Raw genomic sequence first — 22,753 nt, forward strand, 5'->3', positions numbered from 1 at the left:
CTGAGGCTCTTATCGTCAGGGTTGGGCATTTTTCCGACCGTGATAGGAGGAGGCACGCATGGCACAGTCGAAAACACCTACGGGGCCACATTCATCCGAGCATTCCAGTGGTGATGATTTGGGATTCGATCCGGACTCGCCGGACCTTGAGGATCCCCAGGTCGATCCGGTCGGGCCGGCCAAGGCGCCGCTGGATAAGAAGGATGAGCGAAAGCCTGAGCCTTATGATCCGCTGGGTGACTTGAAGGCCTAGGCGTTATCTGTTCTGAGCGGCTTGGTTTGGTGTGTATATCCATTGCTGCGGTAACGGCGGCTTAGGGTTCCGCCCTTACGGCGGCTCACTTTTGGAAGAGCCGGGAGCCGGACCAGCCAAAAGTAACCAAAAGCGCTTTGCCCCACCACTCGGCACCTCGCCTAGGCTCGGTGTGCCCTCACTTCGGCTATTAGCTGAACCACCGCCATCGCGAGCAAGCTCGCTCCCACGATGGGCCTGCGGTGAACACAAGACTCATGAGCACCCAAGATTCCTTGTGGGAGCGAGCCTGCTCGCGAAGAGGCCGGCACATCCAGCATCCTCGCAACTGGCGCACCGCTTTCGCGAGCAGGCTCGCTCCCACAATGGGCCTGCGGTGAACACGAGACTCATGAGCACCCAAGATTCACTGTGGGAGCGGGCTTGCTCGCGAAGAGGCCGGCCCAACAACATCACCGTCAACTGACACACCGCTTTCGCGAGCAAGCCCGCTCCCACAGAAGAAACGCGATCCCATCAAGAGCCAGGTCGGCTATCAGGCCGCCTCGCGATGGACGTTGATCTCGGGCGCCCCGTTACGAGTCGGAGCTTTTTGATTCGTGGATTACTTGGAGGCTTCCACCACCCCACTCTGGCGGCTCTTGAGATTCTTGGCGGCCTTGTATTGCAGGGCCACCGCCGGCACGGCGGAGCTTTTTCCGGTTTCCACCCAGCTACGAATCCGGCTGGCGTCGGCGAAGTGCGTGTACTTGCCGAACGCATCGAGGATCACCAGCGCCATCGGGCGATTGCCCATCTTCGTCACCAGCACCAGGCAGTGGCCGGCCTGGTTGGTAAAGCCGGTCTTGGTCAACTGGATATCCCAGTTGGCCTTGTGAACCAAGTGATCGGTATTGCGAAACCCCAGGCTATACACCGGTTTGCGGAAGGTAACGGTCTTTTCCTTGGTTGTACTCAATTCGCTCAGCAGCGGGTACTTGCGGGCGGCGATCAGCAACTTGGTCAGGTCCCTGGCAGTGGAGACGTTGTGGATCGACAGGCCCGTCGGCTCGACGTAATGCGTGCTGGTCATGCCCAACGCCTTGGCCTTGGCGTTCATGGCGGCGATGAACGCCGCATAGCCGCCCGGATAGTGGTGGGCGAGGCTGGCGGCGGCGCGGTTTTCCGAGGACATCAGGGCGATCAGCAGCACGTCCCGGCGTGACAGTTCGCTGTTGAGCTTGACCCGGGAAAACACGCCCTTCATCTCTGGGGTGTTGGCGATGGTGATGGAAATGTATTCATCCAGGTTCTGCTTGGCATCCAGCACGATCAGGCCAGTCATCAACTTGGTCACCGAAGCGATCGGTACCACCACGTCCGGGTTGCTCGAATAGACGACCTTATCCGTCTGCAGGTCCAACAACATTGCACTGCCCGAGGCAACTTGCAGCTTGGCCGTGTCCCGTGGGGCCGCGATAGTTTCCTGTGCAACGACGTTTTGCGTGATAAAGGGGCCTGTGAGAGCGATGAACAGGCTGATGATCGAAAGACGGATTTTCACGCGAGTAGACTCGATGGAGTTGAAGGTGCCGTTGAGCAACGACTTTTAAAAAAAAACGTCGCATTCTAGGAGTATGGGCGACAGCAGCGCTATATGCCTGTACCGCCGGGGGTTGTGAATAAATAAAGTTTAATGGAGGGGATTCTGACGAATCGAATTTGAAAAATTCGTAATTTGCGCGATCGAGGGAATCGCGGCACAGGCCAACGCCTGTCGATAAGGATCAGGCGACAAAAACGCTTGTGGGAGCGAGCCTGCTCGCGATAGCGGAGTTTCAGCCAGCATTGATATTGGCTGATCCCAAGCTATCGCGAGCAGGCTCGCTCCCACAGGGTTTATGGCTGGATTGAAGCGATATGTCAGCTATGCAGCGTTTCAGCCGCGTACAAGGTGTTTTCCAGCAAGCAGGCGCGGGTCATCGGGCCGACGCCGCCGGGTACCGGGGTGATCCAGCCAGCGCGGGGCAGGGCGGTCTCGTAGACCACGTCGCCCACCAGCTTGCCGTCGTCCTGGCGATTGATGCCCACGTCGATGACGATGGCGCCCTCCTTGATCCACTCACCCCTGACCAGGCCGGGTTTGCCGGCGGCCACTACCACCAGGTCGGCACGGCCGACATGGCCGGCCAGGTCCTTGGTGAAGCGATGGGTCACGGTCACGGTGCAGCCGGCCAGCAGCAACTCCATGGCCATCGGGCGACCAACGATGTTGGACGCACCCACCACCACGGCATCAAGGCCATACAGGTCCACGCCAGTGCTTTCCAGCAAGGTCATGATGCCCTTGGGGGTGCAGGGGCGAAGCAGTGGGATACGCTGGGCCAGGCGGCCGACGTTATAAGGATGGAAGCCGTCGACGTCTTTGTCTGGACGGATACGCTCCAGCAGCTTGGAGGCGTCGAGGTGTTCAGGCAGCGGCAACTGGAGCAGAACACCGTCGATGTTCGGATCGTCGTTCAGGCGATCGATCAGATCGGCCAACGCTTGCTGGGTGGTTTCGGAAGGCAGGTCGTAGGCCTGGGAAAGGAAGCCGACCTCTTCACAGTCTTTACGCTTGTGCGAGACATAAACCTGAGAGGCAGGATCGCTGCCGACCAGGATCACCGCAAGGCCGGGCGTGCGCAGGCCTTGCTGGCGGCGCTCGGTGACTCGTTGGGCGATCTGCTGGCGCAGGCTGGCGGCGATCGATTTGCCGTCGATAAGTTGTGCAGTCATTGCGCGTGGTTAACCATCGAGAGGGGAAAAAAAGAGAGCGCATTCTCGCACGCCGGGGCGTGAGGGCAAAGGCGCTTGGTCTGCAAATTCCCCTAACCCCTTTAATTAAATGAATTTTTTTTAAAAAAGAGTTGACGACCTATCAGGCCGTCTATAACATTCGTCGCACTTGTCGGGCACAGCCTAGCACTGGTTAAGAAGGTTGAGCGGAGTTGGTTGTTTCAACTCGGCAAAACTGAAAGCACTTAGTTTGTAATCGTCCAAGAATACAGATTAAAAAGGCGCCCGTAGCTCAGCTGGATAGAGCATCCGCCTTCTAAGCGGATGGTCGCAGGTTCGAGTCCTGCCGGGTGCGCCAATTAGGCAGCTTTGGCACAAGTAAGGCAACAAGGCAATATGGTGGGCGTAGCTCAGTTGGTAGAGCACGGGATTGTGACTCCCGTTGTCGTGGGTTCGATCCCCATCGTCCACCCCATATTCTAGAAAGGCGCCAGATCTAACAATCTGGCGCCTTTGCTTTAAAAGCTTGATACGCGGATGTGGTGGAATTGGTAGACACACTGGATTTAGGTTCCAGCGCCGCAAGGTGTGAGAGTTCGAGTCTCTCCGTCCGCACCATACAAGTCGCTATTTAAATAGCAGAAAACGGCGCAGTACCTGAAAAGGGCTGCGCCGTTTTTGTTTTCGGTGGTTCTGTGTCTGGCGTCGGCGCTGTTTTTTTGCGGTTGAGCGCAGCGGACGGGTTGTCGCGAATATGTTTCGTGATGATGCGTAGCATGCCCGTCGGTCTCCTTGTGGGGCGGGACGCTGCGCGATCGGACACGCCGCTTCTATATATAGAAGCGTTGGCGCAGAGCCCTGGACTGAATCGACTGTATTTGCAATCCGGGCGGGGCATGACCGTTTGTCCCGTCCTAAATCCGGCGCCTGTTTCCAGCGCGTTTTCAGTAGGGTGACTTCTTGAGTTTGACCTACTAGAATGCATGCCCTTGATTCTGGGGTCGGAAACGCCCGGCCAACGTCTGTGCAACGAGGAATATCCATGCAAGTTTCTGTTGAAAATACTTCTGCTCTTGAGCGCCGCATGAGCATCACCGTGCCGGCTGAGCGCATCGAGACTCAGGTCAACAAGCGTCTGCAGCAGACTGCCCAAAAGGCCAAAATCCCAGGTTTCCGCCCAGGCAAAGTGCCAATGAGCGTGATCCGTCAGCGTTACGAAGCTGATGCGCGTCAGGAAGCCGTGGGCGACGTGATCCAGTCTTCGTTCTACGAAGCGGTCGTCGAGCAGAAGCTGAACCCGGCCGGCGCGCCGTCCGTCGAGCCTAAAGTGCTGGAAAAAGGCAAGGACCTGGAATTCGTCGCTACTTTCGAAGTGTTCCCGGAGTTCACGGTTGCCGGTTTCGAATCCATCGCCGTCGAGCGCCTGAGCGCTGACGTGTCGGATGCCGACCTGGACAAGATGCTGGACATCCTGCGCAAGCAGAACACCCGTTTCGAAGTGACCGAGCGTGCTGCCCAGAACGAAGACCAACTGAACATCGATTTCGTCGGCAAGGTCGACGGTGAAGTGTTCGCTGGCGGTTCCGCCAAGGCTACCCAGCTGGTACTGGGCTCCGGTCGCATGATCCCTGGCTTCGAAGATGGCCTGGTTGGCGCCAAGGCCGGTGAAGAGCGCGTGCTGAACGTGACCTTCCCTGAGGACTACCAGAACCTGGACCTGGCTGGCAAAGCCGCCGAGTTCACCGTGACCGTAAACAACGTTTCCGAGCCGAAACTGCCTGAGCTGAACGAAGAGTTCTTCGCCCAGTTCGGCATCAAGGAAACCGGTCTGGAAGGTTTCCGCGCCGAAGTTCGCAAGAACATGGAGCGTGAACTGCGCCAGGCCATCAAGTCCAAGGTCAAGAACCAGGTCATGGACGGTCTGCTGGCTTCCAATCCGATCGAAGTGCCAAAGGCCCTGCTGGACAACGAAGTGAACCGTCTGCGCGTGCAGGCTGTTCAGCAGTTCGGTGGCAACATCAAGCCGGACCAACTGCCTGCCGAGCTGTTCGAAGAGCAAGCCAAGCGCCGCGTCGTGCTGGGCCTGATCGTCGCCGAAGTGGTCAAGCAGTTCGAGCTCAAGCCTGACGAAGCCCGTGTTCGCGAGCTGATCCAGGAAATGGCCTCGGCCTACCAAGAGCCTGAACAAGTCGTGTCCTGGTACTACAAGAACGACCAGCAACTGAACGAAGTCCGTTCGGTTGTGCTGGAAGAACAAGTTGTGGATACTGTTCTGCAGAAAGCTAGCGTGACCGATAAAGCGGTCTCTTACGAAGAAGCGGTCAAGCCGGTGGAAGCTCCACAAGCCGATTGATGGTTCTGCGGTAAGAAATAAACACCCATAAGCCAGCCTTCGTGCTGGCTTATGCGTATTCAAGACATAACTATTTGGGAGTGACTGCGAGACATGTCCCGCAATTCTTTTTATCAGCAGAGCTCTGACATCCAGGCCGCAGGCGGCCTGGTCCCGATGGTTATCGAGCAGTCCGCCCGCGGCGAACGTGCCTATGACATCTACTCGCGTCTGCTCAAGGAACGCGTCATCTTTCTGGTGGGCCCGGTAGAGGACTACATGGCCAACCTGATCTGTGCGCAACTGTTGTTCCTTGAAGCCGAAAACCCGGACAAGGATATCCATCTCTATATCAACTCCCCGGGCGGTTCGGTGACGGCGGGCATGTCGATCTACGACACCATGCAGTTCATCAAGCCTAACGTTTCGACGACCTGTATTGGTCAGGCGTGCAGCATGGGCGCGTTTTTGCTGACCGCCGGTGCTCAAGGCAAGCGTTACTGCCTGCCGAACTCGCGCGTGATGATTCACCAGCCACTGGGCGGTTTCCAGGGCCAGGCATCGGATATCGAAATCCATGCCAAGGAAATCCTCTTCATCCGCGAGCGCCTCAACACGTTGATGGCCAAGCACAGCGGGCGCACGCTTGAAGAAATCGAGCGCGATACCAATCGGGACAATTTCATGAGCGCTGAAGCCGCACGTGAATATGGTCTGATCGATGAAGTGATCAGCCAGCGCCCCGCTTAAAATAAGCAGCTCAAAACGAGGTTGATCGGCAGGTCCGATCATCTGCGGGCTTGAAAAAGCCCGCAATTGCCTTCATCTTGTGTTGCAAGCCTATCGGATTTGGATCGATCGAATGACTGACACCCGCAACGGCGAGGACAACGGCAAACTGCTTTATTGCTCCTTCTGTGGCAAAAGCCAGCATGAAGTGCGCAAATTGATTGCCGGCCCCTCGGTCTTCATTTGCGACGAGTGCGTCGACCTGTGCAATGACATCATCCGCGAGGAGGTGCAGGAAGCCCAGGCCGAGAGCAGCGCGCATAAATTGCCTTCGCCTAAAGAAATCAGCGGCATCCTTGATCAGTATGTGATTGGTCAGGAACGTGCGAAAAAGGTACTGGCCGTAGCGGTGTACAACCACTACAAGCGCCTGAACCAGCGTGACAAAAAGAATGACGAGGTCGAACTCGGCAAGAGCAACATTTTGCTGATCGGCCCGACAGGCTCGGGTAAGACCTTGCTTGCCGAAACCCTGGCCCGCTTGCTGAACGTTCCGTTCACCATCGCCGACGCAACCACCCTCACCGAGGCGGGTTATGTTGGTGAGGACGTCGAGAACATCATTCAGAAGTTGTTGCAGAAGTGCGATTACGATGTGGAAAAGGCCCAGATGGGCATTGTCTACATCGACGAAATCGACAAGATTTCCCGCAAGTCCGACAACCCGTCCATCACCCGGGATGTTTCCGGTGAAGGTGTGCAGCAGGCCTTGCTCAAGTTGATCGAAGGTACGGTCGCTTCCGTTCCACCCCAAGGTGGTCGCAAGCATCCGCAGCAGGAATTCCTGCAAGTCGACACCCGTAACATCCTGTTCATCTGCGGCGGTGCGTTCTCCGGCCTGGAAAAGGTTATTCAAAACCGTTCCACCCGTGGTGGTATCGGTTTCAACGCCGAAGTGCGCAGCAAGGAAGAAGGCAAGAAAGTCGGTGAATCCCTGCGTGAAGTCGAACCTGATGATTTGGTCAAGTTCGGTCTGATCCCGGAATTCGTCGGTCGTCTGCCGGTCCTGGCGACGCTGGACGAGTTGGATGAAGCGGCGTTGATGCAGATTCTGACCGAGCCGAAAAACGCCCTGACCAAGCAGTATGCCAAGTTATTCGAAATGGAAGGTGTAGACCTGGAGTTCCGTTCCGACGCGCTGAAATCGGTCGCCAAACGTGCCCTGGAGCGTAAGACCGGTGCCCGTGGGTTGCGCTCGATTCTCGAAGGCGTATTGCTCGACACGATGTATGAAATCCCCTCGCAGTCCGAGGTGAGTAAAGTCGTGATCGACGAAAGCGTTATAGAAGGCAAGTCCAAGCCATTGTATATCTATGAAAACAATGAGCCGGCTGCCAAGGCCGCGCCGGACGCTTAAGCGTCCCGCTGCCGGAATAAAGAAGGGGCCTTCGGGCCCCTTTGCTTTTAGCGTGTTTTAGACGTGTCTTAGCGCTTGTTTTTTTTCAAGGCTGCCCCCATCTTGGTTTCAAGCTTACTTCCATCTGTTTCCGGCCCTAGGGCCGCCGTAGAGGCGAAATCATGAAGACAACCATCGAATTGCCTCTCCTGCCATTGCGCGATGTCGTGGTGTATCCGCACATGGTTATCCCGCTGTTCGTGGGGCGCGAGAAGTCCATCGAAGCCCTCGAGGCTGCGATGACGGGTGACAAGCAGATTCTGCTGCTGGCTCAGAGAAATCCAGCCGACGATGATCCCGGCGAAGATGCACTTTATCGCGTAGGTACGATTGCAACGGTTCTGCAGTTGCTCAAGTTGCCCGATGGTACCGTCAAGGTCCTGGTCGAAGGCGAGCAGCGCGGTACTGTCGAACGTTTCAGCGAAGTGGACGGCCACTGCCGGGCCGAGGTGTCGCTGATCGAAGAAGTCGATGCGCCCGAGCGTGAATCAGAGGTGTTTGTCCGGAGCCTGCTGTCGCAATTCGAACAGTACGTGCAATTGGGCAAGAAAGTGCCTGCAGAGGTCCTGTCGTCGCTCAACAGCATCGATGAGCCTGGGCGCCTGGTCGATACGATGGCGGCCCACATGGCCCTCAAGATCGAGCAGAAGCAGGAAATTCTCGAGATTATCGATCTGTCGGCCCGTGTCGAACACGTGCTCGCATTGCTTGATGGCGAAATCGATCTGTTGCAGGTCGAGAAGCGCATTCGCGGTCGCGTCAAGAAGCAGATGGAGCGCAGCCAGCGCGAGTACTACCTGAATGAGCAGATGAAGGCCATTCAGAAAGAGCTGGGCGATGGCGACGAAGGCCACAATGAAATCGAAGAGCTGAAAAAGCGCATCGATGCCGCCGGCTTGCCCAAGGATGCCTTGGCCAAGGCTCAGGCTGAGCTGAACAAGCTCAAGCAAATGTCGCCGATGTCTGCCGAAGCCACCGTAGTGCGTTCCTACATCGACTGGCTGGTCCAGGTGCCTTGGAAAGCCCAGAGCAAGGTGCGTCTGGACCTGGCACGCGCCGAAGACATCCTCGACGCCGACCATTACGGTCTGGAAGAGGTCAAGGAACGTATCCTTGAGTATCTCGCCGTACAGAAACGCGTGAAGAAAATTCGCGGTCCGGTCCTGTGCCTGGTCGGTCCTCCCGGGGTCGGTAAAACCTCCCTGGCAGAGTCGATTGCCCACGCGACCAACCGTAAATTCGTGCGCATGGCCCTGGGTGGCGTGCGTGACGAGGCGGAAATCCGTGGCCATCGTCGTACCTACATCGGTTCGATGCCAGGAAGATTGATTCAAAAGATGACGAAGGTCGGCGTGCGCAATCCGCTGTTCCTTCTGGACGAAATCGACAAGATGGGCAGCGACATGCGCGGCGATCCCGCCTCTGCATTGCTCGAAGTGCTCGATCCTGAGCAGAACCACAACTTCAACGATCACTACCTGGAGGTCGACTACGACCTGTCGGACGTGATGTTCCTCTGCACCTCCAACTCCATGAACATTCCGCCAGCGTTGCTGGACCGGATGGAGGTGATTCGTCTGCCGGGCTACACCGAAGACGAGAAGATCAACATCGCCGTGAAGTACCTTTCGCCCAAGCAGATCCAGGCCAATGGCCTGAAAAAAGGCGAGCTGGAGTTCGACGAGGAAGCGATTCGCGACATCATCCGCTACTACACCCGCGAAGCCGGTGTGCGTGGCCTGGAGCGGCAGATCGCCAAGGTTTGCCGCAAGGCGGTCAAGGAACATGCGCTGGAAAAACGCTTCGCGGTCAAGGTCACTTCGGACCTGTTGGAGCACTTCCTGGGCGTGCGCAAGTTCCGCTACGGCCTGGCCGAGCAGCAGGATCAGATCGGCCAGGTGACTGGCCTGGCGTGGACTCAGGTCGGTGGCGAATTGCTGACCATCGAAGCGGCCGTGGTACCGGGCAAGGGGCAACTGATCAAGACCGGTTCCCTGGGCGACGTGATGGTCGAGTCGATCACCGCGGCACTGACGGTGGTTCGCAGCCGCGCCCGGAGCCTGGGCATTCCCCTGGACTTCCATGAGAAGCGCGACACCCATATCCACATGCCTGAAGGGGCTACGCCCAAGGACGGCCCTAGCGCCGGTGTAGGCATGTGCACGGCGCTGGTTTCGGCCTTGACCGGTATTCCGGTGCGCGCCGACGTGGCCATGACGGGTGAAATTACGCTGCGCGGGCAAGTGCTGGCGATTGGTGGCCTGAAGGAAAAACTGCTGGCGGCACACCGTGGCGGGATCAAGATCGTGATCATTCCCGAAGAGAATGTCCGCGATCTGAAGGAAATTCCTGACAACATCAAGCAAGATCTTCAGATCAAACCCGTTAAATGGATTGACGAGGTCCTGCAAATTGCGCTGCAATACGCGCCGGAGCCCTTGCCGGATGTGGCTCCGGAGATTGTCGCGAAGGAAGAAAAGCGAGAGTCTGACTCTAAGGAAAGAATTAGCACGCATTAATACGCATTTGCCTGGGGGGCCTTCCTTGACAGTTTTTTAGAGCCCTTGTTATAAAGCGGCTCTTAAGTGTCTGCAGGCCATTCAGCACTCGTTTTTGCTTTCACCAAAAAAACTTAGAATCATCTCAAATAGATATAAGGGGACTTAGAGTGAACAAGTCGGAACTGATTGATGCTATCGCTGCATCCGCTGATATCCCGAAAGCTGCTGCTGGCCGTGCGCTGGACGCTGTAATCGAATCCGTCACTGGCGCTCTCAAGGCTGGCGACTCCGTTGTTCTGGTTGGTTTCGGCACCTTCTCCGTGACCGATCGTCCTGCTCGTATCGGTCGCAACCCGCAGACCGGTAAGACGCTGGAAATCGCTGCTGCCAAAAAGCCAGGCTTCAAAGCTGGTAAAGCACTGAAAGAAGCCGTTAACTAAGGTTTCGTTGAGTTTATCCGGGTCGGGTCATGCCTGGCTTGGCAGCGGAGCGGTAATACGGCCGGTTTCAACCGGTCTGGCACGCCAGGGCTTGCAGGTTCGAGCCCGGTCCGCTCCGCCAGTTACGAGAAGGCGCATCCTCGGATGCGCCTTTCTTCTATCCGGATTCTACCCACGCTCCACGGTTGCCTAAATTTGAAGTTCAACCGTTTCTGGGGGACGCATGCTGCAGAATATCAGGGACAATTCACAAGGCTGGATTGCCAAGACCATCATCGGGATCATCGTCGCATTGATGGCGTTGACCGGTTTCGAAGCCATTTTTCAAGCCACCTCGAACACCAATGAAGCGGCCAAGGTCAACGGCGAAGAGATCAGCCAGAACGAGCTGAGCCAAGCGGTCGACATGCAACGCCGTCAGCTTATGCAACAGTTGGGCAAGGATTTCGACGCCTCCCTGCTGGACGAAAAAATGCTGCGCGATTCGGCACTCAAGGGCCTGATTGATCGCAAGTTGCTGTTGCAAGGCGCACACGATGCGAAATTCGCTTTCTCCGAAGCCGCGCTCGATCAAGTGATCCTGCAAACGCCTGAGTTCCAGGTCGACGGCAAATTCAGCGCCGAGCGTTTCGATCAAGTGATCCGCCAGCTGGGTTACAGCCGTATGCAATTCCGCCAGATGCTGGCTCAGGAAATGCTGATCGGTCAGTTGCGCGCCGGCCTGGCGGGCAGCGGTTTTGTCACCGATGCCCAAGTGCTGGCATTCGCCCGCCTGGAAAAGCAGACTCGTGATTTCGCCACCTTGAACATCAAGGCCGATCCTGCGTCGGTAAAGCTGAGCGATGATGAGGTCAAGGCTTACTACGACCAACACGCCAAGGAATTCATGACGCCTGATCAGGTGGTCATCGATTACCTCGAGCTGAAGAAAGCCTCTTTCTTCGATCAGGTCAGCGTCAAGGACGAAGACCTGCAAGCGGCTTATCAGAAAGAAATCGCCAACCTGTCCGAGCAACGTCGGGCTGCGCACATCCTGATCGAAGTGAACGACAAGGTCACCGAAGCGCAGGCCAAGGCGAAGATCGAAGAGATCCAGGCCCGCCTGGCCAAGGGCGAATCGTTTGAAGCCTTGGCGAAGGAGTTTTCCCAGGACCCGGGGTCGGCGAACAACGGCGGCGATCTCGGCTATGCCGGCCCGGGCGTCTACGATCCGGAGTTCGAAAAGGCCTTGTACGCCTTGAACAAGGATCAGGTTTCGGCGCCGGTACGCACCGATTTCGGTCTGCACTTGATCAAGCTGCTGGGTGTCGAAGCGCCTGAAGTGCCGAGCTTTGCCAGCCTCAAGGATAAGCTGACCCGCGATCTGAAGACCCAGCAGGTGGAGCAGCGTTTCGTGGAGGCGACCAAGCAATTGGAAGATGCCTCGTTCGAAGCGTCCGATCTGGCGCAACCGGCCCAGGACCTGAAGCTGACCGTCCATACATCGGCCCCGTTCGGTCGTGAAGGCGGCGAAGGCATTGCGGCCAATCGCGCGGTGGTGACCGCGGCGTTCAGCCCGGAAGTGCTGGAGGAGGGTGCCAACAGCACCGCCATCGAGCTGGATCCGGAAACCGTCGTGGTGTTGCGTGCCAAGGAGCACCGCAAGCCTGAGCAGCTGCCACTGGAAAAAGTGTCCGGCCCGATTCGTGCTCAACTGACCAAGGAACACGCCAGCGCAGCGGCCAAGACCCGCGCCGACGAGTTGATCGCCAGCCTGCGTGACGGCAAGACGGCGCTGGACAAGTCGGTCGACGGCCAGGACTGGAAAGCCATCGAGGCGGTCACCCGCAACCAGGAAGGCATTGACCCTGCGGTGCTGCAAGCACTGTTCCGCATGCCCAAGCCTGAGTCCAAGGACAAGCCGACCTTCAGCAGCGTGACCTTGCCTGACGGCAGCCTGGTGGTCGTGCGTCTGAACGGTGTAAACGAAGCGGCGGCACCGACTGACGAAGAGAAGGCGGAATATCGCCGCTACCTTGCGTCCCGTGTGGGTCAGCAGGATTTTGCAGCGTATCGCAAGCAGTTGGAGAGTCAGGCGGATATCAAGCGTTTTTGATTGCTTGATGCTTTTTCAAACTTGGTTGTAATGCTGCTCATTTAGAGAAACGGCGCTTCTGCAGAAATGGGAAGCGTCGTTTTTTTTGGTTTTTTGAGAGGGGGCGGGTTTTGTGTGTATATCCGTTGCTGCGGTAACGGCCACTTAGGGTTCCGCCCTGACGGCGGCTCACTTTTTTTCAAACGCCAAAAAAAGTAAGCAAAAAAGGCTTTGCCCCACCACTCGGTGCCTCGCCTGGGCTCGGCATGCCCTCTCTCCGGCATTGCTCCGTGGGCCGCCGCGAAGGGCCATCCATGGCCCAGCGCGGCTATCCCGGCATCCATGCCGGGATGCCCACTGCGCAATGCCTGCGTTCGGCCATCGTGGTTAACGGGGCCTCAAGATCAAAAGCAAAAGCGAGGCGGCCTGATAGCCGACCTGGTTCCTGGTGCGACCGCGTTCCCCCTGTGGGAGCGAGCCTGCTCGCGAAGACAGTCTTTCAACCGACCTGCTCTGACAGTCGTACTTCGATCCCATTGTGCGAGCTTGCTCGCGATAACGGTGGATCAGCTTGCCTGGGTGTTGAATGTGCTGATGCCTTCGCGAACAAGCTCGCTCACAGGGTATTGCTGTGTGAACTGACTGGCGGCGCTTGTCAGAAAAATCTCGAAAGAGTACAAATGTACTCCATGACGACTCTCACTCCCCGCCGTACCGCCATCCTGACTTTTATCCGCGAACGCATCGCCGATCAGGGTCAGCCTCCCAGCCTCGCTGAAATCAGCGAGGCGTTCGGTTTTGCCTCTCGCAGCGTGGCGCGTAAGCATGTGCTGGCGTTGACCGAGGCTGGTTTCATCGAGGTCAATCCGCACCAGGCCCGGGGCATTCGCTTGCTGAACCAGCCGTCGCGGCCCGAACTGCTTGACGTGCCGGTGCTGGGGCGAGTGGCTGCCGGCCTGCCGATTGGCGCCGATGCCGAGGTCCACAGTCGCTTGATGCTGGACCCGGCGATTTTCATCAAGGCGCCGGATTACCTGCTGCGGGTCCAAGGCGACTCGATGATCGAGGACGGCATTCTCGACGGTGACCTGGTGGGCGTGCAGCGCACACCCCAGGCTGCCAACGGCCAGATCGTCGTGGCGCGCCTGGACGGTGAAGTCACCATCAAGCGCTTCGAACGCATTGGCGAGCGGGTGCGTTTGCTGCCGCGCAACCCGGCCTACCAGCCGATCATCGTCGAGGCCGACCAGGACCTGGCGATAGAAGGAGTGTTCTGTGGTTTGGTGAGGCAAGGCTGATGGGCGCTGTCGTTGCGCTGGACACGCTGTTCAATGGCGGCCAGGTCTGGAAAGGCCGGCCTGCGCCGCCGGCTGCCAGCCCGCAACCCACTGGCCATGATGCACTGGACGCGGCGTTGCCCAGTGGCGGCTGGCCGGAAGCGGCGTTGACGGAGCTGCTCATCGCCGCGCCGGGCGTGGGCGAGCTGCAATTGGTCTGGCCGACCCTGGCGCGGCTGTCGGCGGCGGGGGAGCGGATTGTGTTGGTGGCGCCGCCATTCGTGCCTTACCCCCAGGCCTGGCAGAACGCCGGCATCGATCTGCGCCAGTTGTCGATCATCCGTGCCGATGAACGTGAGGCCCTCTGGGCCACCGAACAATGCCTGCGGTCGGGCAGTTGTGGCGCGGTGCTGTGCTGGCCCCGCCAAGCGGACGACCGCGCCTTGCGCCGCTTGCAAGTGGCGGCGGAAACCGGCCAGACCCTGGCATTCGCCTGGCGCCCGATCCAGGAGGCCATCAACCCGTCGCCGGCGGCCCTGCGCATCGCCATCGATACCCGGCCTGCGCAATTGCGCGTGCTCAAGTGCCGGGGCGGGCTGGCCCGTTCGGCGCCGATTGCCTTTGCCACGCTCGCCCCACACACCGGGCATTGAGGTTGCGATGCGCTGGGTCTGTATTCTTTTCCCGCAATTGGCGCTGGACGCCGCGCTGCGTCAGCGCCCCGATCCCGAGCAGCCCCTGGCCTTGCTGACTGGTCCGGCCCAGCGCCGGATCCTGCAAGCGGTGAACGCGCCGGCACGGGCCCTGGGCTTGCGTCCCGGCCAGACCATGACCGCCGCCCAGGCCTTGAGCAAAGGCTTTGCCACCGCCGAGTACGACGCGGCGCAGATCGAGTATTGGCAACAGTTCCTGGCGGCCTGGGCCTACCGTTTCAGCTCCCAGGTCAGCGTGCATTACCCGCGTACCTTGATATTCGAGATCGAGTCGAGCCTGGGCCTGTTCGGGCCTTGGCCGGTGTTCGAGGCGCGCTTGCGAGCCGAGCTGACTGAGCTGGGCTTTCGTCATCGCATCGTCGCCGCCCCCAACCCGGTGGCGGCGCGGGTGTTGGCCAATGCCTATGACGCCTTGGTGGTGCCCGATGCCGAGACCTTGCAGCACTGCCTGGGCCACATGCCCGTGGAACGCATCGGCCTGGAACCCGAGGTCGCCACGGCGCTGTCGCGTATGGGCCTGCGCCGCCTGAGCCAGGTCCAGGCCTTGCCCCGGCAGACCCTGGCTCGGCGTTTCGAGGCCCAGGTGCTCAAGCACCTCGACGCGTTGACGGGCAGCCGCACCCTGGCGCTGTCGTTCTACCTGCCGCCCGACCGTTTCGACGTGCGCATCGAACTCAACTATGACGTGCAATCCCATCAGGCGCTGCTGTTCCCGTTGCGCCGCCTGACTGGTGACCTATCGGCCTTCCTCTGCGGACGCGACAGCGGCGTGCAGCGCTTCGACTTGCACCTGGAACACGCCGGGTTGTCGGATACGGTGATCAAGGTCGGCCTGCTCAGCGCCGAACGCGCCCCGGCGATGCTCTTCGAACTGGCCCGCGGTCGCTTGGAGCAAGTGCAGGTCGAGGCCCCCGTGCGGGGTTTTCGCTTGTGTGCCGAAGACCTGCCGAGTTTCGTGCCCCAGCGCCTGGAGCTGTTCGACGAGCGCCCGCAACAGTCATTGCCCTGGGAGCAACTGCGGGAACGGCTGCGGGCCCGCCTGGGGGATGATGCTGTGCAAGGCCTGGGGTTTCGCGACGACCATCGGCCTGAGTGCGCCTGGCAGATGACTTCCCAACCCCGATCCCAGGCTTGTCCGGCGCGCGAGGGCGTGCAGCGTCCCGGCTGGCTGTTGGATGAACCCCAGGCTTTGCCGCAAGGCCAGGCACAGATCCTCATGGGGCCCGAGCGTATCGAGACCGGTTGGTGGGATGGCGCGGATGTGCGCCGCGACTATTACCTGATCGAAACCCGTAGCGGACAACGGGGTTGGGCCTATCGACCGGTGGGCGAGGGCGGGCCGCTGTGGCTGCAGGGCTGGTTCGCATGAGCGTTGAGTATGCCGAACTGCATTGCCTGTCGAACTTCAGCTTCCAGCGCGGCGCCTCCAGTGCCCTGGAGTTGTGCCGTCGCGCCAAGCAGCAGGGCTATCAGGCCTTGGCGATCACCGATGAATGCACCCTGGCCGGGATCGTCCGGGCCTGGCAGGCGGCCAAGGAGTTGGCGCTGCAATTGATTGTCGGCAGCGAAATCCAGGTCGAGAACGGTCCGAAACTGGTGCTGCTGGTGGAAAACCTGTACGGCTATCAAGCCTTGTGCCGGTTGATCACCCGCGCCCGGCGCCGCAGCGAGAAGGGCCACTATCGCATCGTGCGGGAGGACTTCGACCAGCCCTTGCCGGGGCTGCTGGCGTTGTGGGTCGCCGAGGGCAAGGACGCCGAGGAGCACGGGCGTTGGCTCCAGCCGATCTTTGCCGGGCGCCTGTGGCTGACGGTCCAGTTGCATTGCGGGCAGGACGACCGCCGACGGCTGGCGGACTGCCTGGCACTGGCCGAACGCTTGGATCTTCCGGCCGTGGCCAGCGGCGATGTGCACATGCATGTGCGCGGCCGTCGCGCCTTGCAGGACACCATGACCGCTGTCCGCCACCACGTCACGGTGGCCGAGGCCGGCCAACGCCTGCACCCCAACGGCGAGCGCCACTTGCGCAGCCGCAAGGATCTGGCCGAGCTCTACCCGCAGGCCTTGCTCGACGAAACCCTGGCCATCGCCCGGCGCTGCACCTTCGACCTTGGCCAACTGCGCTACGAATACCCGCGTGAGCTGGTGCCCGAGGGGCATGATCCGGCGTCCTGGCTGCGGGAACTGACCGAGCGGGGCATGCGCGAGCGGTGGAAGGAGGGCGTGACAGACAAGGTGCGGGCACAGATCGACAAGGAGCTGAACCTGATCGCCGAGCTGGGCTATGACAGCTATTTCCTCACCGTGCAGGACATTGTCAGCTTTGCCCGCAGCCGTCATATCCTCTGCCAGGGGCGCGGTTCGGCGGCCAACTCGGCGGTGTGCTACGCCTTGGGCATTACCGAAATCGACCCCAGCCTCACCAACCTGCTGTTCGAGCGTTTTCTGTCCCGGGAGCGCAACGAGCCACCGGACATCGACGTCGACTTCGAACACGACCGTCGCGAGGAAGTGCTGCAGTACGTGTTCCAGCGCTACGGTCGTCATCGTGCGGCCTTGACGGCGGTGGTCAGCAGCTACCACGGCGCCGGGGCGGTCCGCGATGTGGCCAAGGCCATGGGCCTGCCGCCGGACCAGGTCAATGCCCTGGCCGATTGCTGCGGCCGTTGGAGCGACGAGGCGCCGCCAGTGGAGCGCTTGCGCGAAGGCGGCTTCGACCCGGACAGCCCGGTGTTGCGCCGGGTCCTGGGCCTGACCCAGCAATTGATCGGTTTCCCCCGGCATTTATCCCAGCACCCTGGCGGCTTCGTGATTTCCGAGCAGCCCCTGGACACTCTGGTGCCGGTGGAAAACGCCGCCATGGCCGAGCGCACCATCATCCAGTGGGACAAGGACGACCTGGACGCGGTCGGGCTGCTCAAGGTGGATATCCTGGCCTTGGGCATGCTCAGCGCGATTCGGCGTTGTTTCGACCTGATCGAGCAGTACCGGGGGCAGCGTTATGCCTTGGCGTCGTTGCCCAAGGAAGATCCGGCGACCTACCAAATGATCTCGCGAGCCGACACCATCGGTGTCTTCCAGATCGAATCCCGGGCGCAAATGTCGATGTTGCCTCGGTTGAGACCCGAGACGTTCTACGATTTGGTCATCGAAGTGGCGATCGTACGGCCCGGGCCGATCCAGGGAGGGATGGTGCACCCGTACCTGCGGCGCAGAAATAAAGAAGAAGAGGTGACGTATCCTTCTGAAGCGCTGAAAGCGGTGCTCAGCCGCACCCTGGGTGTGCCCTTGTTCCAGGAGCAGGTCATGCAGATCGCCATCGTCGCAGCCGACTACACCCCGGGCGAAGCCGACCAATTGCGGCGCTCCATGGCTGCCTGGAAACGTCACGGTGGGTTGGAGCCCCATCGGGAACGCCTGGCGCAGGGAATGAAAGACAATGGCTACACCGCCGAATTCGCCGCGCAAATTTTCGAACAGATCAAAGGCTTCGGCAATTACGGTTTTCCCGAATCCCACGCCGCCAGTTTCGCCTTGCTGACCTATGCCAGCAGTTGGCTCAAATGCCACGAACCGGCGGCGTTTGCCTGTGCCTTGATCAACAGTTGGCCGATGGGGTTCTACAGCCCGGACCAGATCCTCCAGGATGCCCGCCGACATCAACTGTCGATCCGCCCGGTGGACGTGCGCGCCAGCGATTGGGAGTGCAGCCTCGAGCCCATGGACGGCCGGCAACCGGCGATCCGCATGGGGCTGCGCCTGGTCAAGGGCTTTCGCGAAGAAGATGCCCGCCGCATCGAAGCGGCGCGCCGGCAGCGGCCCTTCAGTGACGTGGCCGACTTGGGTGACCGTGCGCAACTCGATGCCCGGGCCCAGGCGCAACTGGCGGACTCGGGGGCCTTGCAGGGCTTGGCCGGGGATCGCCATCGGGCTCGCTGGGAAGTGGCCGGGGTGCAGAAGCAACTGGGGCTTTTCGCCGGTTTGCCCAGCCAGGAAGAACCGCCCGTGACCCTGCCCGAACCCACGCTGGGGGAAAACCTGTTTGCCGATTACGCCACGCTGGGCACGACACTCGGCCCTCATCCGCTGGCCCTGCTGCGTCCCGAACTGCGCGCCCGGCGCTGCCGCAGCTCCCGGGAGTTGCAGGGCGTGGAGCATGGCCGCAACGTCAGCGTCGCCGGGCTGGTCACCGGCCGCCAACGCCCGGGCACGGCCAGCGGCGTGACCTTCGTCACCCTGGAAGATGAATTCGGCAATCTCAACGTGGTGGTCTGGCGCGACTTGGCCGAGCGCCAGCGCAAGATCCTGGTAGGCTCGCAATTGCTCAGGGTCGACGGGCGCTGGGAAAGCGTCGGCGAGGTCCGCCACTTGATCGCCGGGCGCTTGAGCGACCTGACTGAGTTGCTGGCGGGTATCCAGGTGCAAAGCCGCGATTTCCGCTGAGGTTGCAAACCCTGCCTGGTTCCGGGACATGATTCCTGTGGCAAACAAAGAACTCTGTGGCGAGGGGATTTATCCCCGTTGGGTTGCGAAGCAGCCCCATGATTCAGCCACTGATGTCTCAGACAGGACGCAGGGGGTTGCTGCGCAACCCAGCGGGGATAAATCCCCTCGCCACAGAGTTCTCACAGATTTTTACTTTTGCCACAAGGATCGTGCGCAAACCGGTCAGCATGAAACCAAACGCCAACCCAACGCTCGAAGCTCTGATCGCAAGGGATTTGTGTATGCCGATTCCCTGCAGGTATTTTGAGGCTCAGAGTCGACCATGCAGTTTCTATCCCAGAATCACGGGTGCCCTGGGTGGGGCGGTGAGATGGCCGGGCGTATCCGGGCGTTCGATTGGAGCCGAACCGAGTTGGGCGCCATCGAGCACTGGTCCGCCAGCTTGCGCAGCGCTGTCCAATTGCTGTTGGCTTCGCCCTTGCCGATGGTGATGTTGTGGGGCCGCCAGGGCTTCATGATCTACAACGACGCCTACGCCGAGTTCGCTGGCGGCCGCCATCCCTACCTGCTGGGGTGTGCGGTGGAGTTGGGCTGGCCAGAGGTCGCCGAATTCAATCGCCATGTCCTGGACGTCTGCCTGGCCGGCGGCACCTTGTCCTACCGTAGCAAAGAGCTGGTCCTGCTACGCGATGGCAAGCCTGAAGACGTGTGGATGGACCTCTACTACAGCCCGGTGCCCGATGACGATCAATCTCCGGCGGGGGTGTTGGCGATTGTGGTGGAAACCACCGAGCACGTATTGACCGAGCGCGCCCGGCAAGCGGCCGAACGCAGTTACCGCGCGGTCAATGAACGCATCCAGCTGGCGCTCTCGGCCGGGCCCTTGCTGGGGTCGTTCGTCTGGGACATCCAGGCCGACACGTTATCGGGCGATGAGCGTTTCGCCCGTACTTTCAACTACCCACCCGACTGTTCGCTGGACGCATTGCCCATCGAAATTGCCCGCCAGGGTATCCACCCGGACGACCTTGAAGAGGTCAACCAGCGGGTCGAACTGACCGTGCGCACCGGCGTGCCTTACAGCGCCGAGTATCGGGTTCGCCGCCTGGACGGCAACTATCGCTGGGTGCTGGCCAGCGGTCGGTGCGAGTTCGACGGCACGGGTAAGCCCTTGCGTTTTCCGGGGGTGCTGATCGATATCGATGAACGCAAGACGGCCGAAGCGTCGCTGCTCAAGTTCACCCGCAACCTGGAGCAGCGTGTCGCCAACGAGGTGCAGGCGCGGTTGGCAGCGGAAGAACAGTTGCGCCAGTCGCAGAAGCTCGAGGCCATTGGCGGCCTCACCGGCGGCGTGGCTCATGACTTCAACAATTTGCTGCAGGTGATCGCCGGCAACCTGCACCTGCTGGCACGCCACGAACGGGACAATGCCAATGTGCAACGGCGGGTCAGTGCCTCCATCGAAGCCGTGGAGCGGGGGGCCAAGTTATCCTCGCAACTGCTGGCTTTTGCCCGGCGCCAGCCCTTGTCACCGGCGGTCTACAACCCTCGGCGCATCTATGAGGGCATGGGTGAGTTGATGCAACGGGCCCTGGGCGAAACCATCCAGATTGAAGTGAGCCTGCCCCAGGCACCATGGTGCATCCACGTCGATCGCAACCAACTGGAAAATGCCCTGTTGAACCTGGCAATCAATGCCCGTGACGCCATGGACGGCGAGGGCACGATCCGCCTGCTCGGCGAGAACATCGTGCTCGATGAAGCGTTCTGTGCCGGTAAGGAAATCCCGACCGGCGACTATGTCCGACTGTCGGTGATCGATTGCGGTGCCGGCATGCCGCCCGACGTCCTGCAGCAGGTGTTCGAACCGTTTTTCACCACCAAGACCGATGGCCAGGGCACTGGGCTTGGATTGAGCATGGTGTTCGGGTTCGTCAAGCAGAGCGGCGGTCATATCGAGATTTCCAGCGACCTGGGTGAAGGCACGCGGGTGCGGATGTACTTCCCTCGAAGTCTTGCGCCTGAAGTAGGGGAAACCGAGCAAGACGATGTGCTTCAGTCCGGCCGGCAAGAAACGATTCTGGTGGTGGAGGACAACGACGAGGTGCGCAGTGCGTCGGTGGACCTGCTGGAGCAGTCCGGTTATCGGACCCTTACGGCCGCCAACGGCGATGAGGCGATGAAACTGCTGCTGGACGGCACCGCAGTGGACCTGATTTTTACCGACGTGGTCATGCCTGGCCTGATCAAGAGTTCCGACCTGGCCGCCTGGGCCAAGGTGCAGGACCCGCCGGTCCCGGTGCTGTTCACTTCGGGCCACACCCGGGACATCATTTCCCGAAACCATCAGTTGAGTCCCGACACTCATTTGTTGAGCAAACCCTACGGCCCGGACGCACTGGCCCGGATGGTGAGAAGCGTGTTGGGCGGTTGAGCGCGGCGTCTTAAACAAATGGAACCGAAGCCGTTGCGTCACCTTCGAATGTTCAAGACCGGTCAACCATCCGGCCCTGCCATGAACGAGGTGCCTATGAACGACGATCCCGCAAACACTCAGCCACAGACGCCGTCTGCGCGTAATGATCCGGCCATCGACCCCCAGGTCCCGGGCAAGCCGTCGAGTGCCGAGCCAGCCAGCCCCGCCGGAGCGGACCAGGCTGACAGCGCCGCCTCTGAGGTCGATCAGAAGCAGCATCACCAGGACAATGACAACACCTTCAGCCCCGGCTTCAAGCCTGATCCGGACCGGCCGAAATCCGGTGACAGCACGGATGCCGATATCGATACCGATGGGGGTTAGCCTGGTAGCCAAAGCTGTGAGTCAATCTGCATGTAGGTTGACTGTGACGGCCTCTTCGCGAGCAAGCCCGCTCCCACAATGGTCTTGTGGTGAATATGAGATTCATACGCGCCCAAAATCCCTGTGGGAGCGGGCTTGCTCGCGAAAGCGGTGGGTCAGCTTGTATCAATGTTGTCTGTGCCACCGCCTTCGCGAGCAGGCTCGCTCCCACAGTGGTCCTTTGGTGAATGAGAAACTCATGAACACCCAAAATCCCTGTGGGAGCGGGCTTGCTCGCGAAAGCGGTGGGTCTGCCTGCGTTTATTCAGCCTTGAAGCAATACACCGCCAGTTTGTTGCCATCCAGGTCCCGGGCATAAGCGGCAAAGGCGTTGTCCGCCCAGCCACGCGGGCCTGGCAGGCCTTCGCAGACGCCGCCGTTTGCCAGGGCGGCCGTATGGAATGCCTGGACCGCCGCGCGGTTCGGCGCTTCGAAGCTCACCGTGACACCGTTGCCGATGGTGGCCGCACTGCCGTTGGCCGGATTGAGGACAAAAAACGACGGCTTGTCGACGCCCCAGATGGAGCCGGCCTCGTTGAGATCGGCAACACGCTTGAGGCCGATCTCTTTCAGGGTGGCGTCATAGAACGCACGTGCTTTTGCCAGGTTGTTGGTGCCGACGGTGACATGGGTAAAAACGGACATCTTGGTTTCCTTTCTATGGGGTCATTGTATTTTCGAGCGGATTTCAGAAATGAGTGGCGGTGCGAATGCGACCGCAGCCCTTGGTTTCAAGGTCTGTGCTGACATGGAAGAGCCTCGTGTTAGTTGCAATGCTATCCACTTGAGAAAAACGATGAACCTGTGGCGAGGGAGCTTGCTCCCGCTTGAGCGCGAAGCGCTCACAAAATGGGTCTGCTGCGCAGCCCAGCGGGAGCAAGCTCCCTCGCCACGGGCTCATCGAATGCCTTAAATGCAACATCAGTCCCTGACCCT

Annotated in this window: 17 protein-coding genes and 3 tRNA genes; 16 read left to right on the plus strand and 4 right to left on the minus strand. The window is 60.1% G+C overall.

Going from position 1 to position 22,753, the window contains the following annotated elements:
- Window positions 1-58 precede the first annotated feature (58 nt).
- Complete coding sequence (locus J3361_RS00475; protein ID WP_207961385.1) at window positions 59-253, plus strand: DUF6021 family protein; 195 nt, start codon at window positions 59-61, stop codon at window positions 251-253.
- 604 nt (window positions 254-857) lie between these two features.
- Here J3361_RS00475 and pbpG read toward each other — a convergent pair.
- Entirely contained in the window at window positions 858-1,796 is a 939-nt protein-coding gene (pbpG, locus tag J3361_RS00480) for a D-alanyl-D-alanine endopeptidase (RefSeq protein WP_207961387.1), read from the minus strand.
- 359 nt (window positions 1,797-2,155) lie between these two features.
- Window positions 2,156-3,010, minus strand: coding sequence for a bifunctional methylenetetrahydrofolate dehydrogenase/methenyltetrahydrofolate cyclohydrolase FolD (gene folD / locus J3361_RS00485; protein ID WP_053120836.1), 855 nt, complete (start codon window positions 3,008-3,010; stop codon window positions 2,156-2,158).
- 281 nt (window positions 3,011-3,291) lie between these two features.
- Between folD and J3361_RS00490 the strand changes: the two genes are divergently transcribed.
- The 3 genes from J3361_RS00490 to J3361_RS00500 all read left to right on the plus strand — a co-directional run bounded on the left by J3361_RS00490 (window position 3,292) and on the right by J3361_RS00500 (window position 3,628).
- Window positions 3,292-3,368 (plus strand) — tRNA-Arg (locus J3361_RS00490).
- A 41-nt stretch (window positions 3,369-3,409) separates the two neighbouring features.
- Window positions 3,410-3,485 (plus strand) — tRNA-His (locus tag J3361_RS00495).
- A 58-nt stretch (window positions 3,486-3,543) separates the two neighbouring features.
- Window positions 3,544-3,628 (plus strand) — tRNA-Leu (locus tag J3361_RS00500).
- Between the two features lie 13 nt (window positions 3,629-3,641).
- On the opposite strand, the gene J3361_RS00505 is transcribed toward J3361_RS00500, so the two are convergent.
- Window positions 3,642-3,788, minus strand: a complete 147-nt coding sequence (locus tag J3361_RS00505; protein ID WP_207961389.1) for a hypothetical protein — start codon at window positions 3,786-3,788, stop codon at window positions 3,642-3,644.
- 264 nt (window positions 3,789-4,052) lie between these two features.
- Here J3361_RS00505 and tig point away from each other — a divergent pair, with 264 nt between their 5' ends.
- From tig to J3361_RS00565, 12 genes are all read left to right on the plus strand, one after another.
- A complete protein-coding gene (tig, locus tag J3361_RS00510; protein WP_207961391.1) occupies window positions 4,053-5,363 on the plus strand; it encodes a trigger factor in 1,311 nt (436 codons plus the stop codon).
- 93 nt (window positions 5,364-5,456) lie between these two features.
- Window positions 5,457-6,092, plus strand: coding sequence for an ATP-dependent Clp endopeptidase proteolytic subunit ClpP (gene clpP, locus J3361_RS00515; RefSeq protein WP_030140021.1), 636 nt, complete (start codon window positions 5,457-5,459; stop codon window positions 6,090-6,092).
- Between the two features lie 112 nt (window positions 6,093-6,204).
- Window positions 6,205-7,488: an ATP-dependent Clp protease ATP-binding subunit ClpX gene (gene clpX / locus J3361_RS00520; RefSeq protein ID WP_063322129.1), complete on the plus strand. Its 1,284-nt coding sequence runs from the start codon at window positions 6,205-6,207 to the stop codon at window positions 7,486-7,488.
- A 161-nt stretch (window positions 7,489-7,649) separates the two neighbouring features.
- The gene (gene lon, locus J3361_RS00525; protein WP_053120840.1) at window positions 7,650-10,046 is read left to right on the plus strand and encodes an endopeptidase La; all 2,397 of its coding nucleotides are present in this window, start codon (window positions 7,650-7,652) and stop codon (window positions 10,044-10,046) included.
- 149 nt (window positions 10,047-10,195) lie between these two features.
- Window positions 10,196-10,468 (plus strand): HU family DNA-binding protein, encoded by a 273-nt coding sequence (locus J3361_RS00530; RefSeq protein ID WP_002552737.1) that lies wholly within the window; start codon window positions 10,196-10,198, stop codon window positions 10,466-10,468.
- A 223-nt stretch (window positions 10,469-10,691) separates the two neighbouring features.
- Window positions 10,692-12,563 (plus strand): SurA N-terminal domain-containing protein, encoded by a 1,872-nt coding sequence (locus tag J3361_RS00535; RefSeq protein WP_207961399.1) that lies wholly within the window; start codon window positions 10,692-10,694, stop codon window positions 12,561-12,563.
- A 659-nt stretch (window positions 12,564-13,222) separates the two neighbouring features.
- The gene (gene lexA, locus J3361_RS00540; RefSeq protein WP_207961401.1) at window positions 13,223-13,840 is read left to right on the plus strand and encodes a transcriptional repressor LexA; all 618 of its coding nucleotides are present in this window, start codon (window positions 13,223-13,225) and stop codon (window positions 13,838-13,840) included.
- Complete coding sequence (imuA, locus tag J3361_RS00545) at window positions 13,840-14,472, plus strand: translesion DNA synthesis-associated protein ImuA (protein ID WP_207961403.1); 633 nt, start codon at window positions 13,840-13,842, stop codon at window positions 14,470-14,472. Before lexA ends, imuA begins: the two co-directional genes overlap by 1 nt.
- Window positions 14,473-14,479: 7 nt before the next feature.
- Complete coding sequence (locus tag J3361_RS00550; protein ID WP_207961405.1) at window positions 14,480-15,901, plus strand: DNA polymerase Y family protein; 1,422 nt, start codon at window positions 14,480-14,482, stop codon at window positions 15,899-15,901.
- A complete protein-coding gene (locus J3361_RS00555) occupies window positions 15,877-18,975 on the plus strand; it encodes an error-prone DNA polymerase (protein ID WP_207961407.1) in 3,099 nt (1,032 codons plus the stop codon). Before J3361_RS00550 ends, J3361_RS00555 begins: the two co-directional genes overlap by 25 nt.
- A gap of 325 nt (window positions 18,976-19,300) precedes the next feature.
- Window positions 19,301-21,412 carry a PAS domain-containing hybrid sensor histidine kinase/response regulator gene (locus tag J3361_RS00560; RefSeq protein WP_207961409.1) on the plus strand — a complete coding sequence of 704 codons (2,112 nt, stop codon included), beginning with the start codon at window positions 19,301-19,303 and terminating at the stop codon, window positions 21,410-21,412.
- A 96-nt stretch (window positions 21,413-21,508) separates the two neighbouring features.
- Window positions 21,509-21,778, plus strand: a complete 270-nt coding sequence (locus J3361_RS00565) for a hypothetical protein (RefSeq protein ID WP_207961411.1) — start codon at window positions 21,509-21,511, stop codon at window positions 21,776-21,778.
- 300 nt (window positions 21,779-22,078) lie between these two features.
- Here the strand turns inward: J3361_RS00565 and J3361_RS00570 are convergent, their stop codons facing one another.
- Window positions 22,079-22,462, minus strand: coding sequence for a VOC family protein (locus J3361_RS00570; RefSeq protein WP_186708349.1), 384 nt, complete (start codon window positions 22,460-22,462; stop codon window positions 22,079-22,081).
- Window positions 22,463-22,753 lie beyond the last annotated feature (291 nt).

It is taken from the genome of Pseudomonas sp. OA65 (genome assembly GCF_017498305.1).
GTDB lineage: Bacteria > Pseudomonadota > Gammaproteobacteria > Pseudomonadales > Pseudomonadaceae > Aquipseudomonas > Aquipseudomonas zanjanensis.